The sequence below is a fragment of the Mycolicibacterium psychrotolerans genome (genome assembly GCF_010729305.1).
Lineage (GTDB): Bacteria > Actinomycetota > Actinomycetes > Mycobacteriales > Mycobacteriaceae > Mycobacterium > Mycobacterium psychrotolerans.
In genome coordinates this window covers 3,653,649-3,663,868 of the sequence record NZ_AP022574.1, presented here as the reverse complement: position 1 = coordinate 3,663,868, position 10,220 = coordinate 3,653,649, and the positions used below count along the sequence as shown (strand labels likewise).

12 protein-coding genes are annotated in these 10,220 nt (G+C 70.5%); 8 read left to right on the top strand and 4 right to left on the bottom strand.

Going from position 1 to position 10,220, the window contains the following annotated elements:
* Window positions 1-6: 6 nt before the first annotated feature.
* The 3 genes from gndA to G6N45_RS18025 all read right to left on the bottom strand — a co-directional run bounded on the left by gndA (window position 7) and on the right by G6N45_RS18025 (window position 2,902).
* Window positions 7-1,467: an NADP-dependent phosphogluconate dehydrogenase gene (gene gndA, locus G6N45_RS18035; RefSeq protein ID WP_163723493.1), complete on the bottom strand. Its 1,461-nt coding sequence runs from the start codon at window positions 1,465-1,467 to the stop codon at window positions 7-9.
* A 65-nt stretch (window positions 1,468-1,532) separates the two neighbouring features.
* Entirely contained in the window at window positions 1,533-2,471 is a 939-nt protein-coding gene (locus G6N45_RS18030; RefSeq protein ID WP_163723492.1) for a M56 family metallopeptidase, read from the bottom strand.
* A 14-nt stretch (window positions 2,472-2,485) separates the two neighbouring features.
* On the bottom strand, window positions 2,486-2,902 hold the full coding sequence (locus G6N45_RS18025; RefSeq protein ID WP_163723491.1) for a BlaI/MecI/CopY family transcriptional regulator: 417 nt from the start codon (window positions 2,900-2,902) through the stop codon (window positions 2,486-2,488).
* 231 nt (window positions 2,903-3,133) lie between these two features.
* On the opposite strand from G6N45_RS18025, the gene G6N45_RS18020 reads away from it, so the two are divergent.
* From G6N45_RS18020 to G6N45_RS17985, 8 genes are all read left to right on the top strand, one after another.
* On the top strand, window positions 3,134-3,898 hold the full coding sequence (locus tag G6N45_RS18020; protein ID WP_163723490.1) for an iron reductase: 765 nt from the start codon (window positions 3,134-3,136) through the stop codon (window positions 3,896-3,898).
* 185 nt (window positions 3,899-4,083) lie between these two features.
* Complete coding sequence (locus tag G6N45_RS18015; protein WP_163723489.1) at window positions 4,084-4,485, top strand: PaaI family thioesterase; 402 nt, start codon at window positions 4,084-4,086, stop codon at window positions 4,483-4,485.
* Window positions 4,486-4,536: 51 nt separating this feature from the next.
* On the top strand, window positions 4,537-4,839 hold the full coding sequence (locus tag G6N45_RS18010) for an urease subunit gamma (protein ID WP_163723488.1): 303 nt from the start codon (window positions 4,537-4,539) through the stop codon (window positions 4,837-4,839).
* A gap of 10 nt (window positions 4,840-4,849) precedes the next feature.
* On the top strand, window positions 4,850-5,164 hold the full coding sequence (locus tag G6N45_RS18005; protein ID WP_163723487.1) for an urease subunit beta: 315 nt from the start codon (window positions 4,850-4,852) through the stop codon (window positions 5,162-5,164).
* Window positions 5,161-6,882 carry an urease subunit alpha gene (locus tag G6N45_RS18000; RefSeq protein WP_163723486.1) on the top strand — a complete coding sequence of 574 codons (1,722 nt, stop codon included), beginning with the start codon at window positions 5,161-5,163 and terminating at the stop codon, window positions 6,880-6,882. Before G6N45_RS18005 ends, G6N45_RS18000 begins: the two co-directional genes overlap by 4 nt.
* On the top strand, window positions 6,882-7,526 hold the full coding sequence (locus G6N45_RS17995) for an urease accessory protein UreF (RefSeq protein ID WP_163723485.1): 645 nt from the start codon (window positions 6,882-6,884) through the stop codon (window positions 7,524-7,526). The genes G6N45_RS18000 and G6N45_RS17995 overlap by 1 nt, the downstream gene beginning before the upstream one ends.
* A 15-nt stretch (window positions 7,527-7,541) precedes the next feature.
* The gene (ureG, locus tag G6N45_RS17990) at window positions 7,542-8,228 is read left to right on the top strand and encodes an urease accessory protein UreG (protein ID WP_163723484.1); all 687 of its coding nucleotides are present in this window, start codon (window positions 7,542-7,544) and stop codon (window positions 8,226-8,228) included.
* Window positions 8,229-8,855 carry an urease accessory protein UreD gene (locus G6N45_RS17985; protein WP_163723483.1) on the top strand — a complete coding sequence of 209 codons (627 nt, stop codon included), beginning with the start codon at window positions 8,229-8,231 and terminating at the stop codon, window positions 8,853-8,855.
* Here the strand turns inward: G6N45_RS17985 and G6N45_RS17980 are convergent.
* Window positions 8,852-10,219 carry a type II NADH:quinone oxidoreductase Ndh gene (locus G6N45_RS17980; protein WP_057147065.1) on the bottom strand — a complete coding sequence of 456 codons (1,368 nt, stop codon included), beginning with the start codon at window positions 10,217-10,219 and terminating at the stop codon, window positions 8,852-8,854. The genes G6N45_RS17985 and G6N45_RS17980 overlap by 4 nt on opposite strands.
* Window position 10,220 lies beyond the last annotated feature (1 nt).

Here is a 10,220-nt window from a genome sequence, read left to right as displayed (position 1 = left end):
TCAGGCTCAGGCCTCGATCTCGCCGCGGTCGCCGCTCCACAGCGTGTGGAAGCGCTTGGCAGGGTCGGTGTCGGTGCGGCCGTAGGTGTGCGCGCCGAAGAAGTCGCGCAGGCCCTGGGTCAGCGCGGCGGGCAGCCGCTCGGTGCGCAGCGCGTCGTAGTAGGACAGTGCCGAGGCGAACCCGGGGATCGGGATGCCCAGCCGGGTGGCGGTCGCCACGACGCGCCGCCAGCTGTCGATGCCCGACTCGATGGCCTCGCGGAAGTACGGGGCGGCGATCAGCGTCGGCAGGTCGGGGTTCTCGTCGAACGCCTCTTTGATCCGGTTGAGGAACTTGGCCCGGATGATGCAGCCGCCGCGCCAGATCGTGGCCATGTCGCCCGGGGTGATGTTCCAGTCGTACTCGGCGCTGCCTGCCTGGATCTGGTTGAAGCCCTGCGCGTAGGCGATGATCTTCGAGGCGTACAGCGCCTTGCTGACGTCGTCGACGAATTGCGCTGCGTCGCTGGGCTTGTCGCCGAGCTCGCCGGAGGCAAGACCGGTGGTGGCCTTCCGCTGGGCGACCGAGCCCGACAGCGCCCGGGCGAACACGGCCTCGGCGATGCCGGTCACCGGGACGCCCAAGTCGAGCGCCGACTTCACCGTCCAGCGGCCGGTGCCCTTCTGCTCGGCCTCGTCCAGGATGACGTCGACGAGGGGCTTGCCGGTCTTGGCGTCGGTCTGGCGGAGCACCTGCGCGGTGATCTCGATCAGGAAGCTGTCCAGGTCGCCGGTGTTCCACTCGGCGAACACGTCGGCGATCTCGGGAGCTGTCTTGCCCAGCCCGTCGCGCAGCAGCTGGTACGCCTCGCCGATGAGCTGCATGTCGGAGTACTCGATGCCGTTGTGCACCATCTTGACGAAGTGGCCAGCGCCATCGGGGCCGATGTGGGTGCAGCAGGGCACGCCGTCGACGTGTGCGGAGATCTCTTCCAGCAGCGGGCCCAGGCTCTTGTAGGACTCGACGGGCCCGCCGGGCATGATCGACGGCCCGTTCAGCGCGCCCTCCTCGCCGCCGGAGATGCCCGCGCCGACGAAGTGCAGTCCGCGCTCGCGCATCGCCTTCTCGCGGCGGATGGTGTCGGTGTAGAGCGCGTTGCCGCCGTCGATGATGATGTCGCCGGATTCCATCGCGTCGGCGAGCTCGTTGATCACGGCGTCGGTCGGATCGCCGGCCTTGACCATGATGATCACCCGCCGCGGCTTCTCCAGCGCGTCGAGGAACTCGGCGATGGTCTCGCTGCGCACGAACGTGCCGTCGGAGCCGTGCTCGGCCAGCAGCGCGTCGGTCTTGGCGATCGAGCGGTTGTGCAGCGCCACGGTGTAGCCGTGCCGGGCGAAGTTGCGCGCGAGATTCGACCCCATGACCGCGAGGCCGGTGACGCCGATCTGCGCGGTACCGGTCGTGGGGGTGGCGGAGTCGGTCATGCGGACAGCCTTTCGTTGTGCGGTTGTGGGGGATCGAGCAGAGCTGGAGGGCAGCTGGAGGACATTCAAAGGGCACTGAACAGGCGGTGCAGCTCGGTCAGCCACGGCACCGCCAGCGCGACGGTCGGCAGCACCAGCACCGTCGCTGCGCAGACGTAGGCGCACGCGGCGACGGCGCGGCTGTTCGGCGCGCCGCCCAGCCGGCGAACCCGCACCACCGTGGTGGGCCCGCCCGCCGCCAGCGCGCCGCGCGGGGTGTGTCCGGCCGCGCAGGCGACCAGCGCGCGGGCCAGGGGAGTGGGGCCGGTGTGGCGGACGGCGGCGTCGTCGGCGAGCGCCTCGATGAGCAGGCGCACCGCGTTGAGCGCATGTGCGCTGCGCACGATGCGGGGGAAAGCGGCGTGCACCGCGGTGAACATCTCCAGCACCAGGTCGTGCCGGGCCCGCAGATGCGCCCGCTCGTGCGACAGGATGGCCGACATCTCGTTGTCCGCCAACGTGTTCAGCGCGCCATCGCTGACCACGACACGGCTGCGCACCCCTGGCAGGCAGTACGCCAGCGGCTGCGCGACGTGCAGGATGCGCACGCCGCTGGCCGCCATCGGCCGGGTGGGGTGGGCGCCGACGAGGTCGACGATCATGCGGTGGTGGGCGCGGCGGCGACGGGTGGCGATCGCCACCTGCAGGATCGAGACGATCAGCCGGGCTCCGACGACGAGGGTCAGCGCGAAGACGACGACGTAGGTGGTCCACAGTGCCCACCCGAGGTCGTCGTACGCGGTGACGATCGTCGCGGTGGGGCGCCCGTCCGGGCCGGGCTCGAAAAGCCGGCTGGCGATCGCGATACCCGCGGAGAAGAAGGAGAGCACCGCGGCCAGTGCGATCGACTGCCAGAGCACGATCGCGGCGCGGGGGGCCCGCAGCGGCCAGGTGGCGCGTGCCAGCATCGCAGGCACCGGCCCCGACAGCAGCAGGGCGACGGTGGTGAAGGCCAGCGCGGACACGCTGTCAGTGTCTCTCAGCCGGTGCCTTGCTCGCCACCGGGTGGGTGCGCGCGGTGTTTGTCCTCGAGTTCTGCCAGCGCGCGGCGAAGCGCGGCGGCCTCGTCGGCGCCGACGCGCTCCACGAAATGCACCAGCGCGGCCTCGCGGCTGCCCGAGTCGGCGGCCTGGTCGAGGGCATCGACCATCAGGCCGGCGACCAGTTCGTCACGGCCATGCGTGGGCGCATAGCGGTGGGCACGGTCGTCGCGATGCTGCACCACGAGGTTCTTCTTGGCCAGCCTCTGCAGCACGGTCATGATCGTCGTGTAGGCGAGCTCGCGGCGCGCTGACAGGGCTTCATGCACCTGCCGTACGGTTTGCGGGTCGCCCGCGGACCACAGGTGATCCATCACGGAGCGCTCGAGCTCTCCGAGCCGTGTCAGCTTGGCCATCTTCCGTTTCTCTCCTACCGGCGGTGGTTTCGAGCCTACTACGGGATTACTACCGCGTGTCGTATCAAATTCCTGCGAACCGGCGGTGGGCCTGCGCACGTCGCTGCGTCGAGCAACGTCAGCACCTCTGTGCGTCGTGCCGTCGAGCGTTGTGAGTCCGATCACAGCCGGTGGCCCCCTCTCATGCATTGGTGATTATAGTAAGCCTAACCTAACTTGAGTGGAGGCGCCGTGACGGTCCTGGTGGACGATCCCCTGATCGCGAGCATGTTGATCCGGCGCACGCTGCCGATCCACGAGTCCAGCCGGCGGCTGCGAGAGCTCTACCGCGAGTGCCCGCGGGTGTACGGCGTCGCGGTGATGGGGGACCTCTCCCGGCGGCGGTGGTGGCCGCTGGCGGAGTTGCTCACCACTGATCGACTGAGCGGGATGTACGACGCGGCCCGGGCCGAGACGGCCGGCGCGGCCGCGGTGACCCAGCAGCTCGCGGCCACCTTCGCCCACGTCGTGGTCGGGCGCGTGATCCCGTTGCTGGCGCTGGAGGGCCGCGCCTGGGACACCGGTCCGGAGAACCTCTGGGTGCATGTCGACTCCGAGGGCGCCATCGACTGGGTGGGGGTGGCGGATCCGACGCTGCGCGCCCTGCCCGACGATCCGATGTTCGACGGCCGCGCCGCGGTCGTCGACGACGGGATCGTCGCGTTGCCGAGCGAGGCGGCGCTGACGACCTGGGTCGCCCATCGCAGCCACCGCGCCCTGGCGCCGCTGTTCGGCCGGCTCGCGGCAGTGAGCGGAGGTGCGATGCCGGTCGCGGCGATGTGGCATGGCGTCGGGGTGGCCACCGTCGGCGCGGCCACCCGTATCCCGGTGCTGGCGGGCACCAGCGAGGTGGTGAGCATGCGGCGCGCCCAGGCGGTGCTCGACGCGCTCGTCGGCTTCGGCGCCCCGGTGCGCGGAACCGCACGGCCGAATGCGGGGAAGCCCTTGCTCTATTAGGGCAGCCTTGCCTATATTTATGGAGCGGCCATCGCACCACGGAGAACCGCCGAGAACCACCGGACCGCGCCGGAGTCCTGAGGGCTGCAGAGACCCCCGGTCCGACCGAAGGACGGGCCCCACGCTCCCGCGTGGGGCCCGTCCCCCCTTTTCGGGGCACGACGGCATACGTGTAGACACGATCCGTGACTGATCTTCCCGATGGAGTCGGCGGCGGCTTCGACAAAGAACTGGGCCTCACCTATCTCGACATGAGCCCCGACGGCGGACGCGCCACGCTGGAGATCACCGAGAAGCTGTTGCAGCCCTGGGGAATCGTGCACGGCGGCGTCTACTGCGCGGTGATCGAGAGCATGGCCAGCGTCTCGGGCCAGGTGTGGCTCTCCCAAAACGGGGGCGGCCACGTCGTCGGCGTCAACAACAACACCGACTTCCTGCGCGCGATCAAGACCGGCACCGTGACCGCGACGTCCACGCCGATTCACCGCGGCCGCCGCCAGCAGTTGTGGCTGGTGACCCTCACCGACGCGTCCGACCGGCTGGTGGCCCGCGGTCAGGTCCGGCTGCAGAACCTGCCCGAGGAGTAGCGCACGCGCGTGCGCTGCTGACTGTCGCGCGGCGTGGCAGGATCGCCCACTATGCGCCTGACCCCGCATGAACAGGAACGGCTGCTGATCTCGTATGCGGCCGAACTGGCCCGCCGCAGGCAGGCCCGCGGCCTGCGGCTCAACCATCCCGAGGCCGTCGCGGTGATCACCGACCACATCCTCGAGGGAGCCCGGGACGGCCGGACCGTGGCCGAGCTGATGGTCAGCGGCCGCGCGGTGCTCGGCCGCGACGAGGTGATGGACGGTATCCCCGAGATGCTGCACGACGTCCAGGTCGAAGCCACCTTCCCCGACGGCACCAAGCTCGTCACCGTCCACGACCCGATCCCGTGAGGCGGCAGCGATGATTCCCGGAGAGATCATCTTCGGCGACGGCGACATCGAGATCAACGCCGGCGCGCAGCGGCTCGAACTCGACATCGTCAACACCGGCGACCGGCCCGTGCAGGTCGGCAGCCATGTCCATGTGCCGCAAGCCAATTCAGCCCTGCAGTTCGACCGCTCCGCCGCGCATGGGCACCGGTTCGACATCCCCGCGGGCACCGCGATCCGGTTCGAGCCCGGCGTCGCCCAGCGCGTGGCGCTGGTGCCGTTGCGCGGCACCCGCGAGGTGTACGGCCTGAGCCTCGACCCGCCCGGCAGATTGGACCCGCGATGAGCGCACTGCCGAGGGCCCGCTACGCGGCCCTCTACGGCCCGACGACCGGCGACCGCATCCGACTGGCCGACACCGACCTGTTCGTCGAGATCACCGAGGATCGCAGCGGCGGTCCGACACTCGCAGGCGACGAGGCGGTGTTCGGCGGCGGCAAGGTGCTGCGGGAGTCGATGGGCCAGTCGCGCGCCACCCGTACCGACGGCGCACCCGACACCGTCATCACCGGCGCGATCATCCTCGACTACTGGGGGATCATCAAGGCCGACATCGGAATCCGCGACGGCCGCATCGTCGCAATCGGCAAGGCCGGCAATCCGGACATCATGTCGGGGGTGCACCCCGACCTCGTGGTCGGACCGTCGACGGAGGTCATCGCCGGCAACGGCCGCATCGTCACCGCGGGGGCGATCGACTGCCACGTGCACCTGATCTGCCCGCAGATCATGGAGGAGGCCCTCGGCGGCGGCATCACGACGATCGTCGCCGGCGGTACCGGCCCCGCCGAGGGCAGCAAGGCCACCACGGTCACCCCGGGGTCGTGGCACCTGGCCCGGATGCTCGAGGCGCTCGACACCTGGCCGCTCAACGTCGCGCTTCTCGGCAAGGGCAACACCGTCAGCGCCGAGGCGATGTGGGAGCAGTTACGAGGCGGCGCAGCAGGTTTCAAGCTGCATGAGGACTGGGGCACCACCCCCGCGGCCATCGACGCCTGCCTCGGCGTGGCCGAGGCCGCCGGCGTGCAGGCCAACATCCACACCGACACCCTCAACGAGGCGGGCTTCGTCGAGGACACCCTCGCCGCGATCAAAGGCCGTTCGATCCACGCCTATCACACCGAGGGCGCGGGCGGGGGACACGCACCGGACATCATCACCGTGGCCGGCAAGCCCAATGTGCTGCCCAGTTCCACCAATCCGACCCGTCCGCACACCGTCAACACCCTCGACGAGCATCTCGACATGCTGATGGTGTGCCACCACCTCAACCCCAGCGTGCCCGAGGATCTCGCGTTCGCCGAGAGCCGCATCCGGCCCTCCACGATCGCGGCCGAGGACCTGCTGCACGACATCGGGGCGATCTCGATGATCGGCAGCGACGCCCAGGCGATGGGCCGCATCGGCGAGGTGGTGCTGCGGACGTGGCAGACCGCGCACGTGATGAAGCGCCGCCGCGGCTTCCTGCCGGGGGACACCCGGGCCGACAACACCAGGGCGCGACGGTATGTCGCCAAGTACACGATCTGCCCGGCGGTCGCGCACGGGATGGACCACGAGATCGGCTCGGTCGAGGTGGGCAAGCTGGCCGACCTCGTGCTGTGGGAGCCGGCGTTCTTCGGGGTCCGTCCGCACGCCGTGCTCAAGGGCGGCATGATCGCCTGGGCGGCGATGGGCGACGCCAACGCCTCCATCCCCACCCCGCAGCCGGTGCTGCCACGGCCGATGTTCGGCGCCGCGCCCGCCGCGGCCGCCGCGACCTCGGTGCACTTCGTCGCCCCACAGGCGCTCGAGGACGGGCTGGCCGACCGGATCGCGGTGCGGCGCAGGCTCGTCGCCGTGGGCAACGTCCGCGCCGCGGGTAAGGCGCAGATGCCGCTCAACGACGCGCTTCCCGACATCGAGGTCGACCCGGACACGTTCACCGTCCGCATCGACGGCGAGGTGTGGCAGGAGCAGCCCGCCGCGGAACTGCCCATGGCGCAACGGTTCTTCCTGTTCTGATGGACACCCTCGCCACCCTGCTCGTCCTCGCCGATTCGCGGCTGCCCACCGGCGGGCACGTTCATTCGGGGGGCATCGAGGAGGCTGTGACCAGCGGTCTGGTCGCCGACCTCGCGACGCTGCGCGCCTACCTCGGCAGGCGCATCCGCACCACCGGACTGGTCGCCGCGTCGCTGGCCGCCGCCGTCCACGAAGGCGCGTTGACCGCCGTCGCCGCAGGGACCGGTGACACCGAAACCGACGCGCGCACACCGGCTCCGGCCGCCCGCGCGGCGTCGCGGGCCCAGGGCCGCGGGCTGGTGCGACTGGCCCGGCGGGTGTGGCCGGACACCGACTGGGACGCCCTCGGCGCCACGCCGCATCTGGCGGTCGCCGCGGGCGCGGTGGGCCGGGCGAGCGGACTGACCCCCGGGCAGACCGCGCTGTCGGTCGTCTACACGACGATGACCGGATCGGCGACCGCCGGCCAGCGTCTGCTCGCACTCGATCCGGGTGACGTCGCGGCGCTGACGTTCGCGCTGGCGCCGCTGTGTGAGCGGACCGCCGCCGAGGCCGTCAAGGAACTCGCCGACTTGTCCGACCCGCTGCTCGACATCCTCGCCCAACGCCACCTCGACCGTGACCGTCCGCTGTTCGCGTCCTGATCCGAAAGAGCCGTTATGCCACCACATCTCATCGACGGAGTCGGCGAGTCGCACGGCCACGCCGACCGACCCCGCCGCGCGCGCCGGCCCGACGAACCGCTGCGGATCGGCGTCGGCGGTCCGGTGGGGTCCGGCAAGACGGCACTGGTGGCCGCCCTGTGCCGCACGTTGCGCGACGAGCTGTCCCTGGCGGTGCTGACCAACGACATCTACACCACCGAGGACGCGGACTTCCTGCGCCGCAACGCCGTGCTGCCCGACGACCGCATCGCCGCGGTGCAGACCGGCGGCTGTCCGCACACGGCGATCCGCGACGACATCACGGCGAACCTTGACGCCATCGACGACCTGATCGCCGCGCACGACCGGCTGGATCTGATCCTGGTCGAGTCCGGCGGCGACAACCTCACCGCGACGTTCTCGTCCGGTCTGATCGACGTGCAGATCTTCGTCATCGACGTGGCCGGCGGCGACAAGGTGCCCCGCAAGGGCGGGCCCGGCGTGACGTTCTCGGATCTGCTGGTGATCAACAAGACCGACCTGGCGCCCATGGTGGGCGCAGATCTGGGCGTGATGCGCCGCGACGCCGCAGCCGCGCGGGGGGACCGTCCGTTCGCGCTGATCTCGCTGACCGCCGATCCCACCGCGGGACCGGTGCTGGAGTGGGTGCGCGAGCAGCTGCGGGTCGCGCAGGCAGTGTAGATGCGCTCCGACGTGCTGATCGTCGCCCGCGCCGGCCGCTCACCCCACCTCGAGTGTGCGGGCGGGATCGCCGCCCGGCGGACCGAGCCCGACACGGTGCATCTGGTATCCGCCGCGGCCACCCCGCTGGGCGGTGACGCGATCCGGCTGCGCGTGGTGGTGGAGGCGGGCGCCCGGCTGGCGGTGCGCACGGCCGCGGCGACGATGGCGCTGCCCGGCGCCCTGACCACCGAGTCGCACGCCAGCTGGGACCTGGAGGTGGCCGGCGTCCTGGATCTCGACCCGCAGCCGACGATCGTCGCGGGCCTGTCGCGACACGTGACGTCGACGCGGCTGGCGCTGAGCACCGGCGCATCGCTGCGGCTGCGCGAACGCGTTCAGATCGGCAGGACAGGGGAGCGCGACGGCTACTGGTCGGGGTCTCTGCACGCCGACGTGGACGGCGTCGCACTGCTGCGCCACCGGATCGAGATCGGCAACGGCTCGTTCGCCGACGACGAGATCGCCGCGCCCCGGGCATGTGTCAGCGAACTGCACTATCCCGCAACCGACGCGTGCACAGCCGGCGTCGCCTTGGCGCTGGCCGGCGGTGGCTGCCTGGCCACCTGGCAGGGGGAGCGGCTCTAACTGGCCGCTTTCTCCTCGACGGCTGCGGCGATCTCCTCGAGTTCCTCGATCCGCGTGCGCGCGTAGGCCTGCTGCTCGGTGATCGTGAGCTGACCGCGGTTGCTGCCAAGGAACGTCACCGTCCACGACAGCAGCGTGGCGATCTTGGTCTTGAACCCGACGAGGTAGACCAGGTGCAGCACCAGCCACGCCAGCCAGGCGATGAAGCCGCCGAATTCGAGCGGGCCCACCTTGGCCACCGCGCTGTACTTCGACACCGTGGCCATCGAGCCCTTGTCGAAGTAGTTGAACGGTTCGCGCTCGGCGGGGTCGGCGCCCTTGAGCCCCGACATGATCGCCTTGGCGGCGTACTTGCCGCCCTGGATGGCGCCCTGCGCCATGCCCGGCACGCCTTCCACCGCCGCCATGTCGCCGACGACGAACACGTTGGGGTGACCGGGGATCGAGAGGTCGGGCAGCACCTTGACGCGGCCGGCACGGTCGAGTTCCACCCCGGACTGCTCCGCCAGGTCGCGGCCCAGTGGGCTGGCCGACACGCCGGCCGACCACACCTTGCAGGCCGCCTCGATGCGGCGGATCTTGCCGTCGGGGTCCTTGACCGTGATGCCGTTGCGGTCGACGTCGGTCACCATGGCGTTGAGCTGGATCTCCACGCCCATCTTCTCCAGCCGGGCTTGGGCCTTCTTGCCGAGTTTCTCGCCCATCGGCGGCAGCACCGCCGGCGCGGCGTCGAGCAGGATCACCCGCGCCTTGGTCGAATCGATGTGCCGGAAAGCGCCTTTGAGCGTCTGGTCCGCCAATTCGGCGATCTGCCCGGCCATTTCGACACCTGTCGGGCCGGCGCCGACGACCACGAACGTCAGCAGCTTCTCGCGCCGGGCCGGGTCGCTGGACCGCTCGGCCTGTTCGAATGCGCCCAGGATCCGCCCGCGCAGTTCCAGCGCGTCGTCGATCGACTTCATGCCCGGCGCCCACTCGGCGAAGTGGTCGTTGCCGAAATAGGACTGGCCCGCGCCTGCGGCGACGATCAGGCTGTCGAACGGCGTGATGTAGGTGTGGCCCAGCAACTCCGAGCGCACGGTGTTGGTCTTCAGGTCGATGCCGGTGACGTCACCGAGCAGCACTTGCGCGTTCTTCTGCTTGCGCAGGATCACCCGGGTCGCCGGCGCGATCTCGCCCTCGGAGATGATGCCCGTCGCCACCTGATACAGCAGCGGCTGGAACAGGTGATGGGTGGTGCGGGCGATCATCTTGATGTCGACGTCAGCCCTCTTGAGGGTCTTGGCCGCGGTCAGCCCGCCGAATCCCGATCCGATGATGACCACCTTGTGGCGATCGGATGCGATGGCTCCGGGATGGGTCATG

Bases quoted from the DNA above. Each gene is read 5' to 3' on its own strand.
- gndA (WP_163723493.1), bottom strand. From the start codon at position 1,467: ATGACCGACTCCGCCACCCCCACGACCGGTACCGCGCAGATCGGCGTC.
- G6N45_RS18025 (WP_163723491.1), bottom strand. From the start codon at position 2,902: ATGGCCAAGCTGACACGGCTCGGAGAGCTCGAGCGCTCCGTGATGGAT.
- G6N45_RS18010 (WP_163723488.1), top strand. From the start codon at position 4,537: ATGCGCCTGACCCCGCATGAACAGGAACGGCTGCTGATCTCGTATGCG.
- G6N45_RS18005 (WP_163723487.1), top strand. From the start codon at position 4,850: ATGATTCCCGGAGAGATCATCTTCGGCGACGGCGACATCGAGATCAAC.
- G6N45_RS18000 (WP_163723486.1), top strand. From the start codon at position 5,161: ATGAGCGCACTGCCGAGGGCCCGCTACGCGGCCCTCTACGGCCCGACG.
- G6N45_RS17995 (WP_163723485.1), top strand. From the start codon at position 6,882: ATGGACACCCTCGCCACCCTGCTCGTCCTCGCCGATTCGCGGCTGCCC.
- ureG (WP_163723484.1), top strand. From the start codon at position 7,542: ATGCCACCACATCTCATCGACGGAGTCGGCGAGTCGCACGGCCACGCC.
- G6N45_RS17985 (WP_163723483.1), top strand. From the start codon at position 8,229: ATGCGCTCCGACGTGCTGATCGTCGCCCGCGCCGGCCGCTCACCCCAC.
- G6N45_RS17980 (WP_057147065.1), bottom strand. From the start codon at position 10,219: ATGACCCATCCCGGAGCCATCGCATCCGATCGCCACAAGGTGGTCATC.